The following is a 25790-nucleotide window of genomic DNA, read 5'->3' as shown; positions in this document are numbered from 1 at the left end:
AGACTAGGGGCCGTGACGCACCCACCCCTGGACCCCGGCTCGGCTCTCTCGCTCGGAGAGGCCGACGCCCTCGACACGGCCGCGCTCGACCTGCCCGGCTGGACGCACGCGTACTCCGGCAAGGTGCGCGACCTGTACACGCCGGACCTGCCGGCCGTCGGGGGCGTGCACCCCCTGGGCGACGTCGTCCTCGTCGTCGCGAGCGACCGGGTGAGCGCCTACGACCACGTGCTGTCGCCCGGTATCCCGGACAAGGGCGTCGTGCTCACGCAGCTCAGCCTGTGGTGGTTCGAGCAGCTCGCCGACCTCGTGCCGAACCACGTCGTCTCGACCGCCGTCTCGGCGGTGCCGGGTGACGGCCTCGTGCCGGACGTCGTTGCCGGCCGCGCGATGATCTGCCGCCGCCTCGACATGTTCCCGGTCGAGTGCGTGGCCCGCGGGTACCTGACGGGCTCCGGCCTCGTGGAGTACCGCGCGGGCGGCGAGGTGTGCGGCGTGCCGCTGCCCGACGGCCTCGTCGACGGGTCGCGCCTGCCCGAGCCGATCTTCACGCCGGCGACGAAGGCTGCCGTGGGCGAGCACGACGAGAACGTCTCGTTCGACGTCGTGGCCGAGCAGATTGGCCTCGACGACGCCACGCGCCTGCGCGACCTCACGCTCGCCGTGTACGCGCGCGCCGAGGAGATCGCGCGCGATCGCGGCGTGATCCTCGCGGACACCAAGCTCGAGTTCGGCGTGGACCCGGCGACGGGGGAGACGGTGCTCGGCGACGAGGTGCTCACGCCCGACTCGTCGCGCTTCTGGCCCGCGGACCAGTGGGAGCCGGGCCGCGCGCAGCCGAGCTTTGACAAGCAGTTCGTGCGCGACTGGCTCACGTCGCCCGCGTCGGGCTGGGACCGCGCCGCGGACACCCCGCCGCCGTCGATCCCGGCCGACGTCGTCGCGCGTACCCGCGCGCGCTACCTCGAGGCGTACGAGCGCCTCACCGGCTCGACGCTCGCCTGACACCTCGCTCCTGACGCCTCTCTCCGGACGCCTCACGCCGTCCGCAGGGTGCCGGGTCGGAGGTAGGTGTGCCCGCTCGGCGCGGTCCACCGGACCGACCCGTCGGCGAGCAGCGCCGGGCGCCAGCGGTCGCGTGCGCGGACGACCCGGTGGTGGCGGCACAGGGCGACGAGGTTGTCGGCCCCGTGCGCGGGCTCCGCGTCGTCGTCCGTGCCCGTGCCTGTGCTTGTGACCGGCCGCGGGGCGACGACGTGGTCGAGGTCGCAGCGGAACGCCGGTACGCGGCAGCCCGGGAAGACGCCCGTCCCGTCGCGCGCGAGGACGCGGGCCACGGTGGCCGGCGCGGGTCGTGAACGGCCGCGGTCGATCATCGGGACGGGCGCTGCCGGTGCGTCCATGGTGAGCCTCCGTGCGTCGTCGGGCGAGGTGTCGTGCGAGGGCGGGGAAGGGGCAGGACCCCGCCCTCGCACCGTGCCCGAGCGTGCGTCTCGAACACGTGTTCGAGCGTAGCCCTACCCTCCGACACACTCCGAGCGCTTGCGCACATAGGTCGCCGGGCGATATATATCGACCATGGCCACCTCAGCCCCGTTCCGCATGACGGAGCAGGCGTACCTCGTGCTCCTCGCGCTCAGCGGGGAGCCGCTCCACGGCTACGCCGTCATCCGGTCGGTGCGCGACCTCTCCGACGGCCGCACCCGCCTCGGCGCGGGCACCCTCTACGGGAACCTCGACCGCCTCGTCGCGGCCGGTCTCGTCGAGCCGACGGGCGAGGAGGTCGTCGACGGCCGGCTGCGTCGCTACTACCGCGCGACCGACGACGGGCGCCGCGCCGCCCGCGCCGAGACCCTCCGCCTCGCCGAGCTCGCGGAGCGCGCGCGCCGGTCGCTCACCCGCGGTGCCGGTCGGGGTGCCGCCGACGGTCTCGCCGGGAGCGGCGCGTGACCGGGCGACGGGCCGCCGCCGACGGCGCGCAGCCCGGCCGCCCTGCCCGCGGGGCGCGCGGCACAGACCGGTACGAGCGGTCCGCGCGGTTCTGGCTGCGCGCCTACCCCCGGCGCTGGCGCGAGCTGCACGGGGACGAGGCGCTCGCCGTCCTGCTCGACCTGGCGCCCGAGCCGGACGACGGCGCCGCTCCCCGCGGCATCGGCGCCCGGGAGGCGTGGGGGCTCGTGCGCGCAGGGTGGGCGCTGCGATGGCGCGAGCACCCGCCGCTCGGGCGCTGGCTGCTCTACCGGTCGCTCGACCTGCGGCTCCCCGCGCGGTACTGGTGGTGGGTCGCCGACGACATCCACGGGGCGCTCTACCCGTGGCGCAGGGCTGTCGCGGCCGCATCGCTCGTCACGGGGACCCAGCTGGTCGTCTCGGCCACGATGGCGTTCCTCGGGGTGGTCTCGTCAGGGGCTGAGTACGTGTGGCGGCTCCCCTTCACCTGGTGGTACTGGCCGCTGGTCCTGGTGTGCGCGATCGGGTCCGCCATGCTCTTCGCGCGGTCGAACGTCGACCGGGCCTGGCGCAAGCACGTGCTCGACGGCAACATCCCGGTCGACACCCCGGACCAGCGCCGCACCGCGGGCGGCTGAGCACGCCCGCTCACCGTGCGGACGCCCGACCGGGCGGGTGCGCGCGCCCGCTAGACTGAGCGCGGAATCCCGCCGTCGGCTCCCGCTCGTCCCGTCCTCCCGGGCGTCCTCGACGCCCGTGACGTGGCCGGGATCCCGGAGCCCCGGCCCTCCCAACACTCTCGCCAAGGAGCCCCCGTGGGACGCGTCGTCGTCGAGGTCATGCCCAAGCCCGAGATCCTGGACCCGCAGGGCAAGGCCGTCGTCGGGGCGCTGCCGCGCCTCGGCTTCACCCAGTTCACCTCCGTCCGCCAGGGCAAGCGGTTCGAGCTCGAGGTCGAGGGCCCGGTGACGCCGGAGGTCCTTGCCGCCGCCGAGGAGGCCGCGGTGAAGCTCCTGTCGAACCCCGTCATCGAGGACGTCGTGCGCGTCGCCGACATCGAGACGGACGCCGCCGCGACGATCACGTCGCAGGGTCTCGCCTGATGACCGCCTCGGCTCTCGCGACGGCCACGGTCGGCGTCGTCACCTTCCCCGGCACGCTCGACGACCGCGACGCCGCGCGCGCGGTGCGTCTCGCGGGCGGCGAGGCGGTGTCGCTCTGGCACGCCGACGCCGACCTCCACGGCGTGGACGCGGTCGTCCTGCCCGGCGGCTTCTCCTACGGCGACTACCTGCGCGCGGGCGCGATCAGCCGCTTCGCGCCGGTCATGGAGTCGATCGTGGACGCCGCGAAGGGCGGCATGCCCGTGCTCGGCATCTGCAACGGCTTCCAGATCCTCACCGAGGCCCACCTGCTCCCGGGGTCGATGGTCAAGAACGACCACCTGCACTTCGTGTGCCGCGAGCAGGTCCTCCTGGTCGAGAACGCCGACACCGCCTGGACGCGCGACTACACGGCCGGCCAGCGCATCACGATCCCGCTGAAGAACCAGGACGGGCAGTTCGTCGCCGACGAGCGGACGCTCGACGAGCTCGAGGCCGAGGGGCGCGTCGTCTTCCGCTACGACGGGTGGAACCCGAACGGGTCGCGCCGCGGCATCGCGGGCATCTCGAACGCGGCAGGCAACGTCGTCGGCCTCATGCCCCACCCGGAGCACGCCGTCGAGCCCGGCTTCGGCCCGGCGGCCGAGGCCGGCCCGCGCGCCGGCACCGACGGTCTCGGGTTCTTCACGTCCGTCCTGGGCGCGCTCGTCCGCGCGTGACGCTCCCGCGCGTCCTGCCCGACGCCGTCGGGCGCCCCGGGACCGGGGTCGTCACCGTGGCGACGGTCCCGGCGGACGACGCCGCGGCCGAGCGGCTGCGGTCGCGGCAGCAGGCGGAGCTCGCGGTGCGCTACGGCGAGCCCGACGCCGGCACGTTCGCCCCCGAGGCGGCGCTCGCGAACGTCGTGGTCCGGGAGGACGGCGAGGCCGTCGCGTTCGTCGCGCTGCGCGACGTCTCCGGCACGCCGGACGGACGTGGCGGTACGCACCCCGCGCGGACCGGCGAGGTGAAGCGCCTGTACGTCGAGCCCGCCCACCGGGGTCGCGGGCACGCACGCACCGCGATGCGCGCGCTGCACGAGCGCGCGGTCGCCGCGGGCCTCGACCGGCTCGTGCTCGAGACGGGCACGCTCCAGCCGGAGTCCATCGACCTCTACCTCGCGCTCGGGTACGTGCCGATCGAGTCGTACGGCCACTACGCCGGCCAGCCGCTCTCGCGCTGCTTCGCGCTCGACCTGCGCGTGTCGCCCGCCGCTGCGTCGGATGCCGCCGGAGCGCGGACCGCCGCGCCGGATGCCACCGGACCACGGGGCGCTGCGCTGGACGGCACGAGGTCGGGGCCCGGCGCCGCGGCGGGCGGCCTGGTCGTCGGGGGTGCGGCGGTCGAGCTCCGAGCCGTCCCGTGGGACGACCCCGACGCGGCAGCGCTGCGCCGCGAGATGCACGAGACGTCGTCGGCCGTCCTGTACCCCGAACTCTTCAGCGGCCTCGACTCCGCCGGGGGCTTCGAGGCCGTGGACGCGCGCCTGGGAGCGGACGTCGTGGTCACCCTCGTCGCGTACCGGGACGGCGAGGCGCTCGGGTGCGCGTCGCTGCGACGGCCCGAGCCCGGCGCGCCGCAGGACGCGCTCGAGGTGAAGAAGGTGTTCGTGCGCGAGAGCGCGCGCCGCACGGGGACCGCGCGCCGGCTCCTCGACAGGCTGGAGACGGCGGCGCGTGAGCGCGGGGTCTCCACGCTCCTGCTCGAGACGGGCATCCGCCAGCCCGGCGCCATCGCGCTCTACCGCTCGCTCGGCTTCCGTGCCGTCGCGCACTTCCCGCCCTACGACGGCGACAACCATGTCGCGCTGTGCTTCGCCAAGCCGCTGACCTGAGGCGATACCCCGCCGTGCCGCATATGACCGCGCTGTCCGGTTCCGCTAGGGTGGACCGGTGATCCCCCTCGCGTCCGGCGCCCACTCCGTGGCCTCCGTCGTCCTCGAGCTGCTCGGGTGGGTCTCCGCAGCCGTGACGCGGGTGCCCGGACGGATCGGTGCGCTCGCGGCGGAAGTGCGCGAGACCGCGGCGGGCTGGGGCCTCCCGGTCGGCGAGGTGACCGACCTCTATGCCGACTTCCCCGTCCGCCTCGCGCTCGCCGTCGGCGCCGTCGCGCTGGTGTGCGCGGTGGTCGCCCTCGTCCACGGCCTGCGGCAGCGGCCCGGCGCCGCGGGCACCGAGGGCGACACCGGGCGCGTCACCGGGAGCTGAGCAGCGGCGCGACCTCTCGCCCGAGGAAGCGCACGAAAGCCTCGACGTCGGGCTCGTCCGCGGTCGGCTGGACCGCCACGGCCGTCGCGCCCGCCTCCGCGAGAGCCAGGACGCCCGCCGCGACCGCCTGCGCGTCGCCCGCGGCGCCGATGCCCCGACCGGGCTCCGCGCCCCAAACCGGCAGCTCGCGGTCGACCCGCGCCTGCGCGTCCGGCCCCGTCGCGGCGATGAGCGTCGCGTGGACGTCGAACCCGAGGCCCGCGCCGCCCTCGCGCGCGACGGCCGTCGCGCCCCGCACGTCCTCGGGAGTCAGCGCGTTCGTGAGGATGAGACCGTCGCCGAGCTCGCCGGCCAACGCGAGCGTCCGGGGCCCGGACCCGCCCAGCCACAGCGGGACGGGATCCGTGGGCGGCCAGTCGAGCCGGACGGCGTCGAGCGTGACGTACCGGCCGTCCGTCGTGACCTCCTCGCCCGCGAGCAGGCTCCGCAGCGCCGTCGCGTGCTCGCGCAGGAGCGTCAGCGGCGACGCGACGCGCACCCCCGCCTGCCCCATCCACTCCTGGACGCCGTGCCCGACCCCCGCGACGAGGCGACCGGGGAACATCCGCGCGAGCGTCGCCACCTCCATCGCCGTGATCGCCGTGCTGCGCAGCGGGGCGGGCATGAGCCCGATGCCGACGCGCACGCGCTCGGTCCACGCCAGGGCAGCGGCCGCCGAGGCGAGGCCGGACTGCTTGAAGCAGTCCTCCCACACCCAGAGGTCGTCGAGGCCGGCGTCCTCCGCCGTCGTCGCGAGCCGCCGCAGGCTCTCGGGTGCGTGGGTGGGCACGAACGCGATACCGAGCCGTGGTGTCGTCATCCCGTCATCGTGCACCGTGGCACCGACAGTCAGCCGTCGCGGCTCGGGGCGCCGGGGGTGTCGTCGGCCGCGTCAGCTCCGATGTCGGCGATCGTTCTGGTTCTGGTTCTGGTGCTGGTGCTGGTGCTGGTGCTGGTGCTGGTGCTGGTGCTGGTGCTGGTGCTGGTGCTGGTGCTGGTGCTGGTGCCGGTGCCGGTGCCCGCGTCGGTGTCTGGGCCGGCGAGGAACGCGAGCTGCGCGGCGACGGACTGCCGGGCGGCTCCTCGCACCGCGGGGTCGACGTCGGCGTAGACCCGCGCGACCACCTCGTCGACCGCGCCCGGTGCGTCCGGGGCTAGGCCGAGCGTGGTCAGCGCGGCCCGCACCTGGGCGAGACGGTCGTGACGGTGCTCCCGGTACGCGCGAACGCGTGCCGCGAGGTCGTCGACGACCGGTCCGTGGCCCGGGAGGCCGGCCACCGGTCCCGGGCCGCCCGAGACGGCCTCGATCGCGTCGAGGCTCGCGAGGTAGGCGCCGAGGGACCCGTCGGGCGCCGCGATCACCGTCGTCCCCGCCCCGAGCACCGTGTCGCCCGTGAGGATCGTCGTGCCCGACGGCGCCCGCGCGCCCTCGTCCGCCGCGGTCCCGGAGCCCGCGGCGACGGGGCCCGCGGTGCCGGAGCCCGCCGGGCCCGGGTCCGCCGTGCGGCGGGCGCGGTCGTCGGTCGAGGCGACGGGGCCGTCGTCGGGCAGGACGAGGCAGACCGAGTCGGCGGTGTGGCCGGGCGTGGCGAGGACCGCGACCCGCAGGCCTGCGGCCTCGATCACCTCGCCGTCGCGCAGCGGCGCGCCGCCGTGGCAGTGGTCCGGGTCGGCGGCCCGCACGGGGGCGCCGGTGCGCGCGCGCAGGCCGGGGGACCCGGCCGTGTGGTCGGCGTGGCGGTGGGTCACGAGCACGAGCTCGACCGGCCCGGCGGCGGCGAGCGCGTCGAGGTGGGTCGCGTCGTCGGGCCCCGGGTCCACGACGACGCACGACGACGAGCCCGGCGCGCGCAGCACGTACGAGCGCGTGCCGTCGAGCGTCATGGGGCCGGGGTTGTCGGCGCGCAGGACGGCGGCGAGGCGCGTGACGGGCGTCGGGGCGCTCATGTCACGCGCGGTGCCGCAGGACCGCCGGGCGGCCCTCGTCGTCCCACTGGGCGAACCGCGCGTCGATCAGCGGCGCGACGAGCTCGTACGTCTCCCACGTGTCCGGGACGCGGTACACGTCCTCGGGCTCCCCGTCGCCGGGGCTCACGGCGTCCACGTAGTCTTCGAGGTAGAGGCCGGCGTCGCCCTCGTCCTCGTCGTCGCCCGCGTAGTAGGCGCTCGCGAACGCGGTGCCGATGTCGTCGAGGTCGTGGTCGACGAGCTTGCCGTCGCACGAGTCGTGCACGAACGCGCCCGGCGTGACGGTGCGCTCGCGCAGCGCCGCGAGCTCGTCCGCGGAGTCCTCCTCGAGCTCCGGGGACGTGTGCCCCGCGAGCACCGCCCACGCGAGGAACATGCCGATGTGCGTCGCCCCCGCCTCGGGACCGGCCTCGGGCGGGTAGCCCTCGCCGCCGGAGTGCCAGGACGCGTCGTCGTACTTCGTGCTCATGCGCGCGACGCTACCGCCTCCCACCGACGCCGCCGCGCCCCCGCCGCCGACCACGACGCCGCTCCGCGTCGAGCACGACCTTGCTGTCGTGACGGGCGCTATCGCGACAGCAACGTCGTGCTCGGCGGGGAGGGGGTCAGACGGCGAGCTCTCCCGCGAGGAGCTCGAGCGTGCGCGCGCGGCCCGGCGTCGCGTCGAGCGCCTCGTCCGCACGGGACGCGGCGACGGGCACGACCATGACCTCGTCCACGCCGTGGCGCTCGGCGAGCCGACGGACCTCGGCCGCCGCAGCGTCGGGCGTCCCGACGGCCCAGCGGCGCAGGCTGTCCTCGACCATCTGCCCGGCCGCGCCGTCGAGCGGCGCGGCCTGCGCCTCCTCGACGGTCTCGAGCGCGGTGAGCGCCTGCCCGGTGCGCAGGCGCGCCATCATGCGGGCCTGGGGGAGGGCCCGGGCGCGCGCCTCGTCGTCGGTCTCCGCGACGACGGCGTTGAGGGTGAGGAACGTGCGGGGCTCGGGGAACGCCTCGCTCGGGCGGTAGCCCTCGCGGTACAGGGCGAGGATCTCGTCGATGCCCTGGCCCGAGAAGTGGTTCGCGAACACGTACGGCAGGCCGAGCTCGGCCGCGAGGCGCGCGGAGTAGTCGCTCGACCCGAGCAGCCAGACCGTCGGGGTGCCGTCCGCGGCGGGCGTCGCGTGCACGTCGTAGACCTGCCCGCTCGTGAGGCGCAGCGTCGCGCCCTGCGGGCTCATGAGCGCGAGGATGTCCGTGACGTGCTGGGGGAAGCGGTCGACGTCGGCCGTCGGGCCGGTGATGCGCAGGAGCTGCGTGACGACCGGGTCCGAGCCGGGCGCGCGGCCGAGGCCCAGGTCGACCCGCCCCGGCGCGATCGCCTCGAGCGCCGCGAACTGCTCGGCCACGACGAGCGGCGCGTGGTTGGGCAGCATGACGCCGCCCGAGCCGACGCGGATCCGGTCCGTCACCGACGCGGCTGCGGCGATCATCACGGGCGGGGTCGAGGCCGCGACCGCGGGCATGTTGTGGTGCTCGGCGAACCAGTAGCGCTCGAAGCCGAGCCGGTCGGCGAGGCGGACCAGGTCGAGCGACGCTCGCACCGCCTGGGTGCTGGACTGGCCCGAGCGGACGGGCACGAGGTCGAGGACGGACAGGCGGGGGGTCTGGGTGCTCACCCTGGTGCCAACCGGCCACCCCCGTGCCTCATTCCCCGGGGCGACCGCGCACGCCTGCCAGGATGGTCGCCATGGACGTCCCCTCGATGATCATGGGCGCCGCCGTCGCGTCCGTCGCCTGGATCGTGCTCGTGCCCTGGGGCCGCCTCAAGGAGCTGCGCGAGCGCGATCAGGCGGAGCGCACCGAGGACTGACCGCCGGGCAGCGGAGTCCGCAGCCCGCTCGCCCGGTGGACCGGGCTCGTCACCGCGGTGCGCACGGCGTCCTCGGAGCCGACGACGCGCACGAACGACTGCGCGCGCGTCACCGCCGTGTACAGCAGCTCGCGCGTGAGCAGCGGCGAGGTCGCGGGCGGCAGGACGAGCGTGACCCGGTCGAACTGGCTGCCCTGCGCCCGGTGGACCGTCATGGCGTGCACGGTCTCCACGGGTGGCAGCCGGTGCGTGCGCACGCGCAGCGGCGCGCGCGGGTCCCCGAACACGGCGACGACCCCGCCCGAGGGCTCCGCGACGAGCACGCCGGTGTCGCCGTTGTAGAGGCCGACCTCGGCGTCGTTCGTCGTGACGAGCAGGGGCCGCCCGGCGACCCACGGGGAGTCGGTCGTGTGGTGGCCGGTCGCCTCCTCGACCCACGCCTCGACCTGCGCCGCCCACCGGCCGCGCCCCGCGGGCCCGCGCCGGTGCGCCACCATGACGCGGTGCCGCGCGAGCGCGTCGAGCGCGGCGGCGGCGTCCCCGGCGCGCGCGGCCTCGACGAGCAGGGTCCCCGCCGCGACGGCGTCCGCGCGGACCGCAGCCAGCACCGCGTCGTCCGGCTCGTCGTCGGGCGTCTCGAGGAACTCCACGGACCCGTGCCCCGCGCGCAGCAGGGCGAGCGTCGCCTCTGCGTCCTCGGCCCGGATCGCGGCAGCGAGCGGCAGGATCTCCGAGTCGCGGTCCTGACGGTGGACGGTGCGCAGCCGGACGACGCCGTTGCCGAGCACCGCCCGGTCGTCGACCTCGCCGTCGGCGGGCGGCGGCGCGTCGGCCAGCGCGGTCTCGGCCGCCGCGAGCACGACCGGTGCGGTGGCCGGGGGCGTGACGGGCTCGCGGTGCACGAGGTCGCCGAGCACGGCACCGGCCTCCACCGAGGCGAGCTGGTCCGGGTCCCCGACGAGCACGAGCCGCGCGTCGGGCCGCAGCGCCTCGAGCAGCCGCGCCATGAGCGGCAGCGCGACCATCGACGTCTCGTCGACGACGACGACGTCGTGCGGCAGGTGGTGGTGCGCGTCGTGGCGGAACCGCGTGCTGCTGCCCGGCCGGTACCCGAGCAGGCGGTGCAGCGTCGTCGCGACGGGCGTCCCGACGCGCGCGCGGTCGGCGGCGTCGCCGAACCCGGCGACGACCTCGCGCACCGCCTCCTGGAGCCGTGCGGCCGCCTTCCCGGTCGGGGCGGCGAGCGCGACGCGCAGCGCCGTGCCCTGGTCGGCCGGGACGTTCGCCCCCGCGCGCGACGGAGCGGGCGCCGCCGCGGTCGCGGGGCGGGCAGCGTCGTGCGGGACGGCGTCGTGCAGGACGGCGAGCAGCCGCGCGACCGTCGTCGTCTTGCCCGTGCCGGGGCCACCCGTGAGGACGGTGAGCCGGCGCGTGGCGGCGTGCGCGGCGGCGAGCCGCTGCCGCGTGTCCTCCGCCGCGGGGAAGAGGCGGGCCAGCGCGACGTCGAGGCGGTCGGCGTCGACCGGCAGGTCGGGCGCCGCGAGCCGACCGTCGACGTCGTGCCGGACCGCGAGCTCGTCGCGCCAGTAGCGGTCGAGGTACAGCGCGCCCCCGACCCAGCGCGCGGGCCTGTCGGGCGCGCCGTCGACCCCGACGGCGACCAGCGGGCTGCGCGCGACCGCGCCGGCCCACGCGGCGCGGTCCGGCCACGGCAGGTCCGCGGCGTCGGTCCGGGCGGCCTCCTCGTCCTCGGGCAGCGCCAGGGAGCCGAGGTCGTCGAGGCGCACGCACACGGAGCCGCTGCGCACGGCACGGACGGCGAGCGCGACGGCGAGCAGCACCTGGTCGTCGTGCTCGCCCGTGAGCCGGCCGAGCCGCAGCGCGACGCGCACGTCGGCGGCCGAGACCACGCGCGCGACGTTGAACGGCGCCAGGCCCGCCGGCACGCCGACGGCGAGCCGCGGGTCGCCCTCGTCGACCACGTCGCCCGCAGGAGGAGCGGTGGGCCGGAGCGCCGACCCGGGAGTGGTCGTGGTCATGCGCGACCTCCGTCGAGCAGGGCGGACAGGGCGACGACGAGCCCGGGCGGCGGGCTCCAGGCGACGACGCCGTACGGGGTGCCGTCGGGGTCGCGGGGCGTGTCCGGCCCGGCCATGCCGCGCACGAAGAGGTACGCCCCGCCGGCGAGGTCGCGGTCGGGTTCGTAGTCGCGCACGCGCCACCGCAGGTAGCGGTGGAGCGCGACGAGGTAGAGCACGAGCTGCAGCGGGTAGTGCGAGGCGAGCATCGCGTCGCGCATGGCGTCGGGGTGGTAGTCGCCCACGGCGAGCGGGACCCCGGGCGGCCCGACGCGGTTCGTCTTGTAGTCGACGACCAGGTACCGGTGGCGGCCGCCCGGATCCCCGTCCGGAGCGCCGTCGGGACCCGGGGCGGGCACGCGCAGCACGGCGTCGATCGAGCCCGTGAGGTAGCCGCGCAGCGGGACGCCGCCGGTGCTCGTGCCCGTCTCGGACTCGTCGGCCAGCGCCGCCAGGAGGTCGGGGTATCGGGCGAACGCGTCGTCGGCGGGCAGGTGCGCCCGCAGGACGTCCGCGAGGTCGCGCAGCGTCGCGGGACGCACGCCCTCCGTCTCGTCGCCCCCGGCGAGCGGGAGCTCGAACTCGAGCTCGGGCAGCCGGTCCCGCGGGTCGACGTCGGCGAGCGTGAGCCCGCCCGCGATCGGGCCGAGCGGCGTGCGCAGCGACAGGCCGAGCGCCGTCGCGAGCGCGACGGGCTCGACGCCCGGCACGCGGACCGTCGCCGCCTGCGCGCAGCGGGCGCGCACCTCGGCGTCGAGGTCGTCGGCCGCGGTGTCGACGTACTCGAGGATCTCGTGCACGAGCGTGCCGAACGCGGTGCCGCCCGGCTGCCCCTCGTACGGGGACGGCACGTCCGCGCCGGGGCGTGGGGTCGAGGCCGGGGCCGAGGGCGCGGCGGTGTCGTCGTCGGTGGTCTCCTCCGGCTCGTCCTGCACGCCCGGGTCCTCGGGCTCGCTCTCGATCCCGCCGACCGGGCCGTGGTGCGCGGCCGCGGTCAGGGCCGAGTACGACGCCCGCCGCCAGTCGCGGTCCGGGAGGTGGACCGCGGTCGCGAGCGCGAGGTCCGTGCCCGACCGGGTGCCGGGCGACCAGGGCTCGCCCTTCGGCCGGGCGTCGACCTGCTCGACGACGACCGTCCCGCCCGACCGCGCCGCGACCGCCTCGAACGCGGACCGGACGGCGTCGTCGCGCATCGCGTCGGGCCGTGCGTGGCGCCCGGGCTCGCCGCCGAGCATCCGGTCGGCGAGCAGGAGGCGGGTGAGCGGTCCCGATCCCGTGCTGCGCTTCGTGGGGGTCCAGTGCACGACGACCTGGTGCCGAGCCCGGGTGAGCGCCACGTACAGCAGGCGCAGGTCCTCGCCGAGCTCTTCGTCTCGCCAGCGCGCCTTGGCGTCCACGAACCCGGGGGAGCCGACCCCGCCGAGGTGCAGCACGCGCTGCCCGTGGTCGTCGTGGAACGCGAACAGCTCCTGGTCGTCGGGCTCGAACCGCTCCCACCCGAACGGGACGTAGACGACGCCGAACTCGAGGCCCTTCGCGGCGTGCACGGTGACGACCTGCACGGCGGCGGCGTCGGTCTCGAGACGGCGGGTGCGCTCGTCGGTGAAGACCGTCCCGACCTCGGCGATCCGGGTCCGGAGCCAGGCCGTGAGCGCGGCCGTGCCGAGCCCCTCGGTCGTCGCGGCCTCGTGCAGCGCCTGCGTGACGTGGCGCAGGTCGGTGAGGTAGCGCTCGCCGTCGGCGCGCACCATGACACGGGCCGTCGCCCCGCGCCGTGCGGCCACCTCCGCGACCGCGGCCACGCCCCGGTCAGCGAGGAGGCGCGCCCAGGCCCGGACCGTGTCGCCGAGCTCGTCGTGGTCCGCGTCGCCTGCGGTCGCGAGACGCTGTGCGTCCCAGCCGACGAACGGCGTGAGGGCGAGCGCCGTCGCGCGCCGGTGGAGGCCCGGCTGCTCCAGCGCCGCGAGGAGCGTGAGCCAGTCCTGCGCCGCGGCCGACCCGAACACGCTCGACGGTCCCGACACGACCGCCGGCACGCCCAGCGCGACGAGCGCCGAGCGCACCGCCTCGGCCTGGGCGTTCGTGCGGGTCAGCACGGCGACGTCGCGCGGCTCGAGCGGGCGCCAGCGCGCCGCGTCGACCGCCGCGCCGCCGACGTCGTCGCGCACGCGGTCGCCCCCGCCGGACGCGGTGCCGAGACGGCTCGCGACGTCGGCCGCGACGTCCTTCGCGAGCAGGCCGCGCGCGTCCGGGGCCGACGGCGCCGACGAGGCGCCCAGCCGGTAGGCGCGGCGCGTCACCTGCCGCAGCCGCACCGGCGCGCCGCCGGAGAACCGCGCCTCGGGGTGCGCCGCGTCGACCGGGCGCACGACGATGCGCGGGTCGCCGAGCGCCGTCTCGCCGAGCAGCGCGTGCAGGCCTGCGAGGAGCGGGCCGTCGCTGCGCCAGCTCGTGCTGAGCGTCGCGGTGTCCGTCGCGTCCTCGACGGCCTGCAGGTACGTCACGACGTCCGCGCCGCGGAACGCGTAGATCGCCTGCTTGGGGTCCCCGATGAGGACGAGCGCGCTGCTCTCGTCGGGCCGCCCGTGGAACGCGGTGCGCAGGATCGCCCACTGCTCGGGGTCCGTGTCCTGGAACTCGTCCACCATGACGACGCGGAACCTCGACCGGACGCGCTGCGTCGCCGTCGCACCGTGCTCCGGGTCGGTGAGGGCGCGTCGCAGCAGGACGAGGAGGTCGTCGTAGTCGAGCAGGTGCATCGCCCGCTTGCGCGCCTCCACCTCGCGGCGGGCGGCGACGGCGACCTCGTACCGCGCCGCGGCCACCGAGCCCTCGGCCGCGTCCGACGGCGCGACCACCGCCCCGTGGTCGCTCACCGCCGCGCGGGCGACCGCGCGCACGTCGCGCGGCGAGAGGATCGGCTCGCTCTGGTCGGCGAACCGCCGCACGTACAGGTCGTCCGTGACCTCCTCGACGAGGTCGGCCACGTCGGGCAGGAAGCTCGTCGCGAGGTCGACGTCGGCCGCCGTCCCCAGCGCGGTGAGCATCTGCTGGCAGAACCCGTGCGTCGTCGTGATCGTCGCGGCGTCGAGCTGGGACAGCGCGACGCGCAGGCGCTCGCGACGGCGGGCGAGCTCGTCGGCGTCGACCGCGGCGAGGAACGTGACGAGCTCGTCGGCGCTGTGCGCCGGGTCGTGGCCGCGCAGCGCGCGCTCGGTCGCGACGAGGCGCTCGCGCACGCGGTCGCGCAGCTCCGACGTCGCGGCCCGGCCGAACGTCACGAGCATGATCTCGGGCAGCGCCGCCACGCCCTCGGCGACGTAGCGCGTGGTGAGGGTCGCGATGGTGTGCGTCTTGCCCGTGCCGGCGCTCGCCTCGAGCACGACCGTCCCGCGCGGCAGGTCGCCGAACGGGTCGAAGCGCCGCGGGCTCCCCGCGACGGGTCCGGGCACCGCGGGTCCGGACGCCGCGGCGGGCGTGGCGGGTGCGGACGTCGGGCCGCTCATCGCGCACCTCGCAGCTCGTGCTCCAGCAGGGGGTCCCACACGCGGCGCGCGAGCGCGCCGAGGCGGGTCGGGTCGTCGGGGAAGCGGCCCAGGTCGGCGGTCGTCGCGTGGCCCGCGAGGTCGGGGAGCGCCGGGTCCTGGCCCCACGCGAGCACGACGTACGGGTCCTTGCGCTCGAAGCCCTTGTTCCACGCCCACCCGGCGCGCATCAGGGCGTCGCGCGCGTCGGTGGTGCGCCGCTCCTCGGCGTAGCGGAGCGCGACCTCGGGCAGCAGCGGCAGGGGCTCGCGGGCGGCCTCGTCGCGCAGGGCCACGAGGTCGGCCAGCACGGCGGCCGCCGTGTCGCGGTCGGGCGGCGTGAGCGTCGACCACGCGACCCCCGGGCCGCGGGGGGACCGGCCGATCGCGACGGCGTCCCACGGGCGGTCCGGGGCGCTCACGCGCAGCGCGAGCGCCTGCACCCAGGCGCGCAGCCGGTGCTTCGGCCCGAGCCGCGAGTACTCCGTGCGCACCACGCGCGCGCCGTGCACGCCCGGCACGCTGCCGACGAGCGTGCCGCCGTCCGGGAGGGTCGCTCGCACGTCGACCGTCTCGGCAGAGCTCAGCACGTCCTGGCTCACGGGACGACCAGCCGCGACGTCGGCCTCGCGCGCGGCCTCGACGGCCGCGACCCGGAGCGGCCCCACGGCCCGGACGACCTCCTGGAGCGCCGACCGGCCGAGCTCGCGCGGCGGGACCTGGCCGCGGCGCCACTCGGCCTGCATCGCGCGGTTCGGGTCGACGCCCGCGAGCGCGGCCCGCAGCACGCGGTCGCCCACGCCCCAGCCCGCCAGCCCCGTGAGGGAGAGGGGCAGCCGGTCCTCGACGTCCTCCTCCTCCAGCACGAGACCCACGTCGAGCGTGTGCTGCGCGAACCAGCGGGGTGCGTTCTCGAGCAGGCGAACCAGGTCGTCGAGCTCGACGTCCGCGCGGCCCCCGGTCGCCGTGGGCGACCCCGGTCCTTCCACGGAGCCGACGGCGGCACCGGTCGGCAGCGAGAGCGGTGCGCCGACGAGGGCCCCGACCGGCTCACGCTTCTGGCGCGCCTGGCGGGCCCCGGCGAACGCGGCGTCGTCGTGGCTGAACGGTCCGGGGACGCCGAGCGCGCCCGGCGTGAAGTTCCGCTCGTCGACCGTCTGGAGCGGGTGCTGCACGACGACGTGCTCGCGCGCGGCGCGCCCGTCGGCCGTGATGGCCACCCGGTCCAGCGCGTCGAGCAGCTCCGCCACGGGCACCGCGGGCGGGCGCGGCGCCCCGGTGCGCTCGTCGGCACCCGTGTGCACGACGACGAGGTGGTCGCCCGCCGCGGCGACGGCGTCGAGGAAGATCTGCCGGTCCTCGCTGCGCGCGTCGCGCTCGCCGATCTCGGGGTGCCGGGCGAGCAGGTCGTCGCCCGCGGGCGCGGCGGTGCGGGGGAACACGCCGTCGTCGAGCCCGAGGAGGCAGACCACCCGGTGCGGCACGGAGCGCATCGGCTCGAGCGAGCAGACGGTGAGCGCGCCCGTGCGGAACCCGGCGCGCGTCGGGCGCCCGGCCAGGCGGTCGTCGAGCAGCGCCCGCACGTCCGCGAGCCGCAGCGCGACGCCGCCGTGCGCGGCACCCGCCGCCCGCACGTCGCCCAGCACGCGGCGTGCGGAGCCGATCTGCCACGCCTCCGTCGGCGGCGCCTCCGCCAGGAGCGTGAGCGCGCGGTCGAGGGTGTCGAGCCAGTGCGCGAGCGGGTGCACGCCGTCGAGGCCGCGCAGGATCTCCGTGAGCCGCGCGACGAGCTCCGCGAGCCGGCCCGCGAGGTCCACGTCCGTCGAGCCGACGTCGTCCAGCGGGAGCGCAGGCCCGACGAACCGGGCGTCCTCGTCGGCCATCGCGGCGCCGAGCAGGATGCGGTCGAGCGCCGCGTCCCACGTGCCCTGCCGCACGTGCCCGTCGATCCCGAAGCGGGCGCGACGCTCGCCGTCCTCGCCCCAGTGGACCCCCGCCTCGACGGCCCACTGCCGCAGCCGGTCGACGTCGTCGTCGGAGAAGCGGAACCGGCGGCGGACCGGGCCGCTCGCCGCGAGGTCGAGCACCTCGGACGCCGTGACGCGGCCGTCCGCGAGGCGCAGCAGCGTGGCGAGCAGCGCGAGCACGGGGTTGGTGGTCCCGGCGCCGCGGTCCGCGAGGCTGACCCGCAGCCGCTGGCCGGGGTGCGCGTCGTCGCCCAGCTCAGGGACGGCGCCGAAGGTCGCGGTGACGAGCGGCGCGAACGTCTCGACGTCGGGGCACAGCACGATGACGTCGCGCGCCTGGAGCGTCGGGTCGGCGGAGAACAGGCCGACGAGCGTCTCGCGCAGCACCTCGACCTGCCGGGCGCGGCCGTGGCACGCGAGCACCTGCACGGAGCGGTCCGTCGGGTCCAGCACGTGCGCGCCGTCCGGATCGTCGGCCCGCAGCGCGGACTGCAGCGCGCCGAGCAGGGTCGGTGGCGGGGGCGCCGCCTCGTGGTGGGTCTCACGCGCCTCGCCCGCGGCCAGCCGGAGCTGCAGCTCGACCGTGTCCCGGCCGGTGGACGCGAGGAACGGGTGGCGCGCGAACGTCGGCAGGTCCGCGCGACGCCAGACGGGCGCGCCCGCGTGGTCTGCGCTCGCGCTCGCGCCGCCCGTGAAGGGTTCGCCGGCGGACGTGGCGACTGTCGCCCACAGCGCCGGCGAGGGGTGCACGAGCCACAGGTGGACGTCGCGGTGCTCGGCGAGCGCGCGCAGGACCCGGAGCTCGTCCTCGGGGAGCCGCGTGGGCCCGAACACGGACAGCCGCGGCGGCAGGTCGACGGCCGCCGGGTCCGCGTGCAGCGCCGCGACCGCCTCCGTCACGCGCCGCGCCGGGTCCGTCGCCGGGACGCGCTCCACCAGGCGGCGCCACAGCTCGGGCTGCCACGCGAGGTCGTCCGGCGCGACGGCGGTCCCCGTGACCGGGGCCGACCACGCGAGCACGACCTCGGGCCGCTGGCGGGCGTAGTCGACCAGGAGGTCCGCGAGCCGTCGCGCGAGCGTGAGCCGCCGGCCCCGCCGCACCTCGTCGCTCGGGTCGCCGACGTAGCGCGCGAGCGGCGCCGCCCAGGGCTCGGCGAGGTGCGCGTCGAGCACCTCGAGCACCGACCACGCGAGCCGCTCGGGCCGCCACGGGTCGTCGTCGGGGTCGAGGTCCGTGAGGTCGGCCACGACCTGCTCGACGAGCCGCCGCGGGCCCCGGAAATCCACGTTCGCGCAGATCCCCGCCGTCTCGCCCGCGCCCAGGTGGTGCGAGAGCCGCTGCGCGAGCCACCGCTCCACCCCGCGCGTCGGGACCGCCACGACGTCCGGCGTGAACGGGTCCGCCGGGACCTCCGCGAGCACGGCGGCGAGCGGCGCCACGAGCGCCTCGGCACGCTCGGAGCGGTGCACGTGCAGCAAGAGGACCCCTGTCGATGGTGGTGGCGTGATCATGTGCCCGGCCCGTGGCCGTGCGCTATGAGGAATCTACGAGGTGCGACCCACACCGTCGAACCGCCGTCCACAGGCGGCCCGGGGACTACGGTGTCCGCACCGCACGCGCGCGGAGGCCGCGGCGGAATCAGCACCCGAGGGAGGACCGATGCGGCAGCGGAGGACGACGGCCGTGCTGTGCACGATCGCCGACGGCGCCTCGCCGGGCACCGTCGCGGCCGCGTGTCGCGGCGCGCTCCTGGCGCTGCGCGACCGGGTGGCACGGCTCCAGGTCGACGTGTACTCCGACGAGCCGTGGCCACCGGACGCGACCGATGCGGTGCACGCCTTGGAGGAGCTGTGCCGCGCACGACGCGGACGCCTCGCCCGGCGCTTCGGGTGGGAGCCCCCGATCTCGCTCGAGCTCGACCCGCGCGACGACCGCGAGCTCGACCTCGCCCTCGCCGTCGCCCCCTTCACGATCTGCGGCTCGGGCTTCGACGAGCACTGGACGCTGCTCTGGGACGTGAACGACACCGGGACGTCGGTGAGCTTCCTCCTGCTGCCGCACGAGCTGGACGCGGTCCGGTCGCACGTCGCACGGTCGGGCGGCCGCCCGGAGGACGTCGTCGTGCTGGGCGACCGTCGCGGCTGACACGATCGCGCTTCGCGCGGCTCAGCCGCGCCGTGCCACGAAGACCCACTCGCGACCCGGGCGGTCGGGCGCGTCCCGGACGTCCACGACCTCGAACCCGCACGCCACGAGCGACGTCTCGACCTCCCCGCGCTCCCGGAAGCGCAGCGTCGAGTCGGAGTGGAGCGTGGTGCCGTCGGGCAGCACGGTCGTGTCGTGGAAGGACACGAAGGGGAGCGACACGTCGGTGAGGTCGGTCCACGACTCGACCGGGCCGACGTCGGGCACCTCCACGCGCGTGACCGTCGCCTCGCGGACCCACCCCTCCCAGGCCCGACGGGCGGGGACACGGGTCTCGAGCACCAGCCACCCGCCCGGCACGAGCGCGTCGTGGACGCCCCGCAGCGTCGCGGCCCACGCGTCGTCGGTGAGGAACACCTGGGCGACGTTCGCCGTCATCGTCGCGAGGTCGACCTGGAGCGGGGGGAGGGTCGTCGCGTCGCCGTGCAGCCAGCGCACGCGCTCGGCGCCCGGCTTCGTGCGGGCGATGTCGAGCGACGCACCCGCCGGGTCGAGGCCGACCACCTCGACGCCGCGCTGCGCGAGCAGGCACGCGAACGTCCCGGTGCCGCACCCGACGTCGAGCACTCGGCGCGCGCCCAGCTCGTCGACGATCGCGACGTAGGCGTCGAGGTCGGACCGGTCCGGGTCGAGCGGGTCGTAGAGGGCGGCGAGGCGGGGGTCGTCGAAGAGGGCGTCGGGCACCCGACGACGCTACGAAAGCTCACGCGACCGGTCCACCCGATCCTGGGAAGCCCCCGGTGCCGACCAGGCCCCTCCTGCCCGCCGAGCAGGTGGTCGTGGCCCGTCCCGGCGCCGGGACGAACCGATACCGCCTGCTCGGCGGGAGGCGGGGTCAGGAGTTCAGGGCTTGCTCGACGTCCTCGATGATGTCTTGCGGGTCTTCCAGGCCCACCGACAGGCGCACGGTCGTCTCCGCGATCCCGACGGCGGCGCGGCCCTCGGGGCCGAGCTTGCGGTGGGTCGTGGTGGCCGGGTGCGTGACGAGGGACTTCGCGTCGCCGAGGTTGTTCGAGATGTCGACGACCTGGAGCGCGTCGAGGAACGTGAACGCGCGCTTCTTCGCCGTCTCGGGGTCGGTGCCCTCGGGCACGGCGAGGTCGAACGTCACGACGGTCCCGCCGCCGCTCTGCTGCGACCGCGCGAGCTCGCGCTGCGGGTGCGACGCGAGGAACGGGTAGCGCACGCGGCCGATCCCGGGGAGCTGCTCCAGCGCCTCCGCGACCTGCGCCGCCGCGGCGTTCTGAGCGGCGACGCGCACGGGCAGCGTCTCGAGGCCCTTGAGCAGCACCCACGCGTTGAACGCCGAGAGCGACGGCCCGGTGTTGCGGATGAAGGTCTGCACCGGGCCGGTGACGTACTCCTCCGTCCCGAGGATCGCGCCGCCGAGCACGCGGCCCTGCCCGTCGATGTGCTTGGTCGCCGAGTAGACGACGACGTCGGCCCCGAGCTCGAGCGGCCGCTGCAGCAACGGCGTCGCGAACACGTTGTCGAGCACGACGACCGCGCCGGCGGCGCGCGCGAGCTCGCTCACGCGCCGCGCGTCGACGATGTCCTGCATGGGGTTGGACGGCGTCTCGAAGAACACGACGTCCGCGGGGGTGGACAGCGCCTCCTCCCACTGCGACAGCACGTGGCCGTCGACGTAGTCCGTCCGCACGCCCCACTTCGCGAAGATCTCGTCGAAGATGACGAGGCTCGACCCGAACAGCGCGCGCGCCGCGACGATGCGCGACCCGGACCGCACCAGCGCGGCGAGCGCCGTGAACACGGCGGACATGCCGGACGCCGTCGCGTAGCACGCCTCCGCACCCTCCAGGAGGCGCAGGCGCTCCTCGAACGTGTGCACGGTCGGGTTGCCGTAGCGTGAGTAGACGAACCGGTCGAGCTCTCCCTTGAACGCCGCCTCGGCGTCCGCCGCACGGTCGTACGTGTAGCCCTGCGTGAGGAACAGCGCCTCGGACGTCTCCTGGAACTCGGTGCGCGCGTGGCCGCCGCGCACGGCGAGCGTCGCGGGACGGGCGCTCGCGGGCAGGGGCTTGCGGCCGGAGCCGCCGGGCACGACCGCGCTCATCGGGCGGCCTCGTCGAACGTCGTGGTGGGCAGCCCGCGGACCTTCCAGCCCTCGACGTCCCGCAGGCCCGAGAACCCCTGGGCGCCCTCGAAGCCCTCGAGCACGTTGTACGACGGCCCGAGCCCGGCAGCCGTGGCCGCGCGCGCCGCGCCGATCGACCGCTGGCCCGAGCGGCGCAGGAACACGACGGGGCGCTCGTCGCCAGGCGTCAGACCCGCCTCGACGAGCCGGTCGAGGAACCGCGGGTTGGGCCCCGCCGGGGTCACCCACTCGTCGAACAGGACGTCGCGGCCGAGCTGCGTGGCGTCGGGCACGCCGATGGTGCGCCACTCGCCCTCGGTGCGGACGTCCACGAGCACGGCGCGCTCGTCGTGCGCGAGCAGGTCCCATGCCTGCTGCGGGGTGAGGTCGCCGGCGTAGCCGACGGCGGGACGCGCCTCGGGGGGTGCCGGCCGGGGTGCCGACGCCTGCTGGGACTGGTCGCTCATGAGAGTCCTCCTCCATCGATCGTGGCAGTAGCACCCTGCGCCCGGCCGCCGAGGCGGTCCGGGGGGTTGCTGCGGCGTCGACGTGCCACGTCACTCGGCCGCTCCGGATGGTTGGCTCGGATCGTACGCCACGCGTCCGACGTGCGGAACGCCCGTCTCGGGGAGCGGCCCGTGAGGGGTGCCCGACGCCGCGCGGCTCCGCTAGCGTGGCCGCGCAGCCGGGCGGGGGTCCCGGCGGGCGGGGGGAGTCGATGCAGACGGGACGAGCACGCGCTGCGGGCGCGGGCGTGGCGGCGGTCGTCGTCGCGGCGGGCGCTTGGTGGTGGGCCGCGTCCGGCGGGGAGGAGCCCCCGCAGGGTGTCGTGAGCGTGGGGCCCGTCGGGGACGATGCCGCGCGGACGCCCGGGGAGCGGCCGTCCGTCCACCCGGTTCGCCCCGAGGGCGAGCGACCCGACGACGAGCGGCCCGACGGCGAGCGGCTCGACCCGCCCCCGCCGTCGTCGGACGGGGCCGCGGCGCACCGGGGCGAGCCGGTCGACCTGGCCGATCACACGGTCGGCGGGTACGAGGGCTGGTGGAGCTCGGACGGGAACGGTGCGGCGTGCGACGCCTACGCCGACGCGCACCCGGAGGTCGTGCTCGCGAGCACCCGCACGGGCGCGGTGATCGAGGCCCACACGCGCGGTGTGCGCCTCCAGCGCCCGCCGGCGACACCGCCGGGCGACCCGGCGCGGTGGCCGGCCGACTCGGTCGTCGTGCTCGACGCCGGCACGGGGGAGGTGCTCGAGTCGTTCGCGGTCGACGAGTCGGGGTGGCGCCTCGAGACGCCGGTGGACTGCGTCCCGCCATCCGAGACGCCGTGACCACCGGTTGACACGCTGCGGTGCTCACGGACATCCTGGTCGACAGGTCATGAGTGCCAGCGCGAAACCCCGGTTTGCTGGCCGGCAACCCTCCTCTCGCGGCGGGGTGCCCCGGGTGACGACCAGGCCGCACGCCGACCGGCGGGTGGCAAGCGCGGGGAGGTTCTCCCCGGACGACCCTGGAGGACTGTGCCATGACTGCTCTCGCGGACGTCTCGTGTCCCACCGACGCCCCGGCCCCTGACCTCGCGGCGCTCGCCGACGCGCCCGCGCTCCTGCCCGTCGTCGGCGGGGACACGCTCGTCCCGCTCGTCGACGGCCGCAGCGTCCCGTACGCGAACCTCGACGTCGCGGCGTCGGCCCCGGCGCTGCGCTCGGTGGCCGACCGCGTGACCGAGGTGCTGCCGCTCTACGCGAGCGTGCACCGCGGCGCGGGCTACCTGTCGCAGGTCTCCACGGCGCTCTACGAGGCGTCGCGGCGCACGATCGGCGCGTTCGTCGGCGCGCGCGAGGACGACGTCACGGTCGTCACGCGCAACACGACCGACTCGCTCAACCTGCTCGCGGGCTGCGTCCCGGCGACCGCGGACGGCACGCCCGGGCGCGTGCTCGTCCTCGACGTCGAGCACCACGCGAACCTGCTGCCGTGGCAGCGCACGGGCGGCGCGACGGTCCTCGCGGGCGGCGCGTCCGTCGCGGAGACGCTCTCGGGCCTGCGCACCGAGCTCGCGCGCTTCCCGTACGCGCTCGTCGCCGTGACCGGCGCGTCCAACGTCACAGGCGAGTCCCTGCCGATCACCGAGGTCGTCCGCGCCGCGCACGACGCCGGCGCGCGCGTCGTGCTCGACGGCGCCCAGCTCGTCCCGCACCGCGGGTTCTCGCTCGCCGCGTCGGGCGCCGACTACGTCGCGTTCTCGGGGCACAAGACCTACGCGCCGTTCGGCGCGGGCGCGCTCGTCGGGCGTCGTGACTGGCTCGACGCGGGCACGCCCTACCTCGCGGGCGGCGGCGCCGTGCGTCACGTCGCGGTGACCGGGACCCAGTGGCAGACGGCGCCCGCGCGCCACGAGGCCGGCTCCCCGAACGTGGTGGGCGCCGCGGCGCTCGCGGCGGCGTGCGACGCGCTCGCCGCGCTCGACCCGGCCGACCTGCACGCGCACGAGGCGGCGCTCCGCGCGGCCCTCGTCGCGGGCCTGGAGGCCGTCCCGGGTGTCCGGGTCGTGCGCGTGTGGGACGACGCCGTCGACCCGGTCGGCGTCGTGACGTTCGCCGTCGAGGGCCACGACCCGGGCCTCGTCGCCGCCTACCTCTCGGCCGAGCACGGCATCGGCGTGCGCGACGGCCGGTTCTGCGCGCACCCGCTGCTCGCGCGCCTCGGCTACGACGCGGGCGCGATCCGTGCCTCGGTGGGCGTCGGGACGACCGGTGCGGACGTCGTGCGCCTCGTCGAGGCCGTGCGCGCGTACGTCGAGCAGGGCCCGGCCACCCGGTACGAGGTCGTCGACGGCTGCTGGGCCGTCGTGGACGACCCCCGCCCGGTCCCCGTGGGGTCCGGCCTGGAGGGGCTCTTCGCGACCGCGGCGGCGGGCTTCCTCGCCGACGCGGCGGGCTGCGGGCCGGCCGTCTGACCGGCGTCGACGGCCGACGGCGGAGCCCGTTCACCGGACCGTCGCCGAGCGTTGTCCACCGCGTCGCCGGACCCTCTTGGCGCGGTGTTCCGCGTGTGCTCTGATATGCGCTGTGCTGCACGACGTCGTCCTCTCGGGGCACGGTTTCCGGCTGGAACCGCTGGCCCTGGAGCACGCTGAGACGCTGGCCGGCCTCGTCGACGAGGCGATGTGGTCAGGGATGAGCATCCCCCTGCCCTACGGGGTCGCGGGGATGGCCGATCTCGTGGCCGCGACCCGCGCGGCCCCGGACCTCACGGGCTTCGTCGTGCGCGCCGTCGGCCCCGACGGCGCGCCCGGCGCCGTGCTCGGCAGCACCGCGTTCCGCGATCTGTCGCTCGTCGACCGCCGCGTCGAGGTGGGCCGCACGTTCTACGCGCGCTCCACGTGGGGGAGCCTCGTCAACCCTGTGGCGAAGTGGCTGCTGCTGCGCCACGCGTTCGAGACGTGGGACGTGCACCGGGTCGGCTTCCGCGTCGACACGCGCAACGCGCGCTCGCTCGGGGCCATGCGCCGTCTCGGCGCCCACGAGGAGGGCGTCATGCGCGGCCACCGCACCGCGCCCGACGGGACGCGCGCCGACTCCGTGCTGTTCTCGATCCTCGCGCCCGAGTGGCCCGGGGTCGAGGTGGGTCTCCTCGCGCGGATCACGGCCCCGCGCGTCGTGCCGGTGCTCGCCCCGGCGCCGTCGGCCGACGTCCGGCCGCTCGCCGCATCCTGACCGTCGCGGCTCCCGGTCGTCGTGTCCTGGTCGTCGCATCCCGGTCGTCGCGTCCCGGTCGAACGGTCCCGGAGACGCCACGAGGGCCCCGCCGGAGCGGAGCCCTCGTGAGCAGAACGGTGGAGCACGTCAGCGGTCGAACGCGTCCTTGACGTCGTCGCCCGCCTGCTTGACGTTGGCCTTGGCCTGGTCGCCCTGGCCCTCGGCCTCGAGCCGCTCGTTGTCCGTGAGCTTGCCCGCGCCTTCCTTGAGCTTGCCACCCGCCTCTTCGGCGGCGTGCTTGGCCTTGTCTCCGAGTCCCATGGGAGCTCCTCTCGTCGGTACCTCTCGACCGTAACCACGGTCGGCCGGCTTCGCACGCGGTCGAGCCACCGGGGTGTGGTGGGATGTGCGGGTGCAGCACGAGACCGTCCTCGAAGGCTTCGGCGTCCGCCTCGAACCGCTCGCCGCGACCCACGCGCCGGCGCTCGGCGCCCTCGTCGACGACGGCATCTGGGCGGGCATGTCCAGCGCCGTCCCGCGCGGCACGGAGGCGATGGAGGGCTACGTGCGCGACGCGGTCGCCGCGCCGGGCCGGCTCGCGTTCGCGGTCCTGGGCGCCTCCAGCGCTCCCGGTGCGGACGGCGCGACCGCCGACGCCGTGGTCCGCGGCTCGACGTCGCTCTACGAGTGGGTGCCGCCGCAGGGCCGGGTCGAGCTCGGGTCCACGTTCTACGCGCGCGAGTGGTGGGGTGGGACGACGAACCCGGCCTGCAAGTACCTCCTGCTGCGGCACGCGTTCGAGGACCTCGGGGTCGCGCGCGTCGCGCTCCGCGCCGACGCCCGCAACAGCCGGTCCATCGGGGCGATCCGGCGCCTGGGCGCGGTGCCGGAGGGCGTCCTGCGCAGCCACCGCGTGGCGCCCGACGGCTCCCGCCAGGACACCGCCTACTTCTCGGTCCTCCGCGACGAGTGGCCGACCGTCCGCGACGGCCTGCTCGCCCGCCTGCCCTGACGGACCGGCACGCCGAGCACGAGCCTGCGTGGCGTCGAGCACGGGGTAGG

The 25790-nt window shown here is 76.5% G+C and carries 24 protein-coding genes, 1 pseudogene and 1 riboswitch; of the genes and pseudogenes, 13 read left to right on the top strand and 12 right to left on the bottom strand.

The features are described from left to right. The first annotated feature begins 90 nt into the window (after positions 1-90). Entirely contained in the window at positions 91-1005 is a 915-nt protein-coding gene (locus GWJ10_RS06460; RefSeq protein WP_240949215.1) for a phosphoribosylaminoimidazolesuccinocarboxamide synthase, read from the top strand. 32 nt (positions 1006-1037) lie between these two features. On the opposite strand, the gene GWJ10_RS06455 is transcribed toward GWJ10_RS06460, so the two are convergent. After that, complete coding sequence (locus GWJ10_RS06455) at positions 1038-1403, bottom strand: HNH endonuclease signature motif containing protein (RefSeq protein WP_163186252.1); 366 nt, start codon at positions 1401-1403, stop codon at positions 1038-1040. A 175-nt stretch (positions 1404-1578) separates the two neighbouring features. Between GWJ10_RS06455 and GWJ10_RS06450 the strand changes: the two genes are divergently transcribed. The 6 genes from GWJ10_RS06450 to GWJ10_RS06425 all read left to right on the top strand — a co-directional run bounded on the left by GWJ10_RS06450 (position 1579) and on the right by GWJ10_RS06425 (position 5299). Then, positions 1579-1950, top strand: coding sequence for a PadR family transcriptional regulator (locus GWJ10_RS06450; protein WP_241005687.1), 372 nt, complete (start codon positions 1579-1581; stop codon positions 1948-1950). Beyond that, the gene (locus GWJ10_RS06445; protein WP_163186248.1) at positions 1947-2588 is read left to right on the top strand and encodes a hypothetical protein; all 642 of its coding nucleotides are present in this window, start codon (positions 1947-1949) and stop codon (positions 2586-2588) included. The genes GWJ10_RS06450 and GWJ10_RS06445 overlap by 4 nt, the downstream gene beginning before the upstream one ends. Positions 2589-2765: 177 nt before the next feature. Next, a complete protein-coding gene (purS, locus tag GWJ10_RS06440; protein ID WP_021483374.1) occupies positions 2766-3053 on the top strand; it encodes a phosphoribosylformylglycinamidine synthase subunit PurS in 288 nt (95 codons plus the stop codon). After that, positions 3053-3772 (top strand): phosphoribosylformylglycinamidine synthase subunit PurQ, encoded by a 720-nt coding sequence (gene purQ, locus GWJ10_RS06435; protein WP_163186239.1) that lies wholly within the window; start codon positions 3053-3055, stop codon positions 3770-3772. Before purS ends, purQ begins: the two co-directional genes overlap by 1 nt. After that, positions 3769-4926, top strand: coding sequence for a GNAT family N-acetyltransferase (locus GWJ10_RS06430; protein ID WP_241005686.1), 1158 nt, complete (start codon positions 3769-3771; stop codon positions 4924-4926). The genes purQ and GWJ10_RS06430 overlap by 4 nt, the downstream gene beginning before the upstream one ends. A 58-nt stretch (positions 4927-4984) precedes the next feature. Further along, positions 4985-5299 carry a hypothetical protein gene (locus GWJ10_RS06425; protein ID WP_076403636.1) on the top strand — a complete coding sequence of 105 codons (315 nt, stop codon included), beginning with the start codon at positions 4985-4987 and terminating at the stop codon, positions 5297-5299. Here GWJ10_RS06425 and GWJ10_RS06420 read toward each other — a convergent pair. The 4 genes and pseudogenes from GWJ10_RS06420 to GWJ10_RS06405 all read right to left on the bottom strand — a co-directional run bounded on the left by GWJ10_RS06420 (position 5286) and on the right by GWJ10_RS06405 (position 8964). Next, positions 5286-6158, bottom strand: a complete 873-nt coding sequence (locus GWJ10_RS06420; protein WP_163186236.1) for an LLM class flavin-dependent oxidoreductase — start codon at positions 6156-6158, stop codon at positions 5286-5288. The two genes, GWJ10_RS06425 and GWJ10_RS06420, sit on opposite strands and share 14 nt — an antisense overlap. Positions 6159-6379: 221 nt before the next feature. Further along, positions 6380-7285, bottom strand: a pseudogene (locus GWJ10_RS06415) (MBL fold metallo-hydrolase); the annotation flags it as partial. Position 7286: 1 nt separating this feature from the next. Further along, complete coding sequence (locus tag GWJ10_RS06410; protein ID WP_076403633.1) at positions 7287-7775, bottom strand: hypothetical protein; 489 nt, start codon at positions 7773-7775, stop codon at positions 7287-7289. 136 nt (positions 7776-7911) lie between these two features. Further along, a complete protein-coding gene (locus GWJ10_RS06405) occupies positions 7912-8964 on the bottom strand; it encodes an LLM class flavin-dependent oxidoreductase (protein WP_061267132.1) in 1053 nt (350 codons plus the stop codon). A gap of 71 nt (positions 8965-9035) precedes the next feature. Here GWJ10_RS06405 and GWJ10_RS19985 point away from each other — a divergent pair, with 71 nt between their 5' ends. Continuing rightward, positions 9036-9158, top strand: coding sequence for a hypothetical protein (locus GWJ10_RS19985; RefSeq protein WP_021483523.1), 123 nt, complete (start codon positions 9036-9038; stop codon positions 9156-9158). Here the strand turns inward: GWJ10_RS19985 and recD are convergent. The 3 genes from recD to recC are packed head-to-tail and all read right to left on the bottom strand — an operon-like array spanning position 9134 to position 18197. After that, positions 9134-11197, bottom strand: a complete 2064-nt coding sequence (gene recD, locus GWJ10_RS06400; protein WP_082774313.1) for an exodeoxyribonuclease V subunit alpha — start codon at positions 11195-11197, stop codon at positions 9134-9136. The two genes, GWJ10_RS19985 and recD, sit on opposite strands and share 25 nt — an antisense overlap. Further along, positions 11194-14742 (bottom strand): UvrD-helicase domain-containing protein, encoded by a 3549-nt coding sequence (locus GWJ10_RS06395; RefSeq protein ID WP_163186231.1) that lies wholly within the window; start codon positions 14740-14742, stop codon positions 11194-11196. The genes recD and GWJ10_RS06395 overlap by 4 nt, the downstream gene beginning before the upstream one ends. Beyond that, positions 14739-18197 carry an exodeoxyribonuclease V subunit gamma gene (gene recC / locus GWJ10_RS06390; protein ID WP_241005697.1) on the bottom strand — a complete coding sequence of 1153 codons (3459 nt, stop codon included), beginning with the start codon at positions 18195-18197 and terminating at the stop codon, positions 14739-14741. The genes GWJ10_RS06395 and recC overlap by 4 nt, the downstream gene beginning before the upstream one ends. Positions 18198-18387: 190 nt before the next feature. Here recC and GWJ10_RS06385 point away from each other — a divergent pair, with 190 nt between their 5' ends. After that, positions 18388-18873 carry a hypothetical protein gene (locus GWJ10_RS06385; protein ID WP_076403629.1) on the top strand — a complete coding sequence of 162 codons (486 nt, stop codon included), beginning with the start codon at positions 18388-18390 and terminating at the stop codon, positions 18871-18873. 21 nt (positions 18874-18894) lie between these two features. Here GWJ10_RS06385 and GWJ10_RS06380 read toward each other — a convergent pair whose 3' ends face one another. The 3 genes from GWJ10_RS06380 to GWJ10_RS06370 form a co-directional block, all read right to left on the bottom strand. After that, the gene (locus tag GWJ10_RS06380; RefSeq protein ID WP_163186227.1) at positions 18895-19617 is read right to left on the bottom strand and encodes a class I SAM-dependent methyltransferase; all 723 of its coding nucleotides are present in this window, start codon (positions 19615-19617) and stop codon (positions 18895-18897) included. Positions 19618-19768: 151 nt separating this feature from the next. After that, a complete protein-coding gene (locus tag GWJ10_RS06375; protein WP_163186224.1) occupies positions 19769-21007 on the bottom strand; it encodes an O-succinylhomoserine sulfhydrylase in 1239 nt (412 codons plus the stop codon). Beyond that, on the bottom strand, positions 21004-21495 hold the full coding sequence (locus GWJ10_RS06370; RefSeq protein ID WP_163186221.1) for a rhodanese-like domain-containing protein: 492 nt from the start codon (positions 21493-21495) through the stop codon (positions 21004-21006). Before GWJ10_RS06370 ends, GWJ10_RS06375 begins: the two co-directional genes overlap by 4 nt. Positions 21496-21746: 251 nt before the next feature. Between GWJ10_RS06370 and GWJ10_RS06365 the strand changes: the two genes are divergently transcribed. The 3 genes from GWJ10_RS06365 (at position 21747) to GWJ10_RS06355 (ending at position 24746) form a co-directional block, all read left to right on the top strand. Beyond that, positions 21747-22358: a hypothetical protein gene (locus GWJ10_RS06365; RefSeq protein WP_163186219.1), complete on the top strand. Its 612-nt coding sequence runs from the start codon at positions 21747-21749 to the stop codon at positions 22356-22358. A gap of 45 nt (positions 22359-22403) precedes the next feature. After that, a riboswitch (SAM riboswitch) is annotated at positions 22404-22519 on the top strand. Between the two features lie 33 nt (positions 22520-22552). Beyond that, on the top strand, positions 22553-23986 hold the full coding sequence (locus GWJ10_RS06360) for an aminotransferase class V-fold PLP-dependent enzyme (protein WP_163186216.1): 1434 nt from the start codon (positions 22553-22555) through the stop codon (positions 23984-23986). 112 nt (positions 23987-24098) lie between these two features. Then, on the top strand, positions 24099-24746 hold the full coding sequence (locus GWJ10_RS06355; RefSeq protein WP_082774310.1) for a GNAT family protein: 648 nt from the start codon (positions 24099-24101) through the stop codon (positions 24744-24746). 129 nt (positions 24747-24875) lie between these two features. Here GWJ10_RS06355 and GWJ10_RS06350 read toward each other — a convergent pair whose 3' ends face one another. Then, positions 24876-25049 carry a CsbD family protein gene (locus GWJ10_RS06350; RefSeq protein WP_034652831.1) on the bottom strand — a complete coding sequence of 58 codons (174 nt, stop codon included), beginning with the start codon at positions 25047-25049 and terminating at the stop codon, positions 24876-24878. Between the two features lie 91 nt (positions 25050-25140). On the opposite strand from GWJ10_RS06350, the gene GWJ10_RS06345 reads away from it, so the two are divergent. Further along, entirely contained in the window at positions 25141-25740 is a 600-nt protein-coding gene (locus GWJ10_RS06345) for a GNAT family protein (RefSeq protein ID WP_163186213.1), read from the top strand. Positions 25741-25790: the final 50 nt, after the last annotated feature.

Origin of the sequence: Cellulosimicrobium sp. SL-1 (assembly GCF_011033075.1) — a bacterium.
Classification (GTDB): Bacteria; Actinomycetota; Actinomycetes; order Actinomycetales; family Cellulomonadaceae; genus Cellulosimicrobium; species Cellulosimicrobium funkei.
Note: the sequence above shows the minus strand (reverse complement) of the source record. Positions and strands in the feature narration are given on the sequence as shown.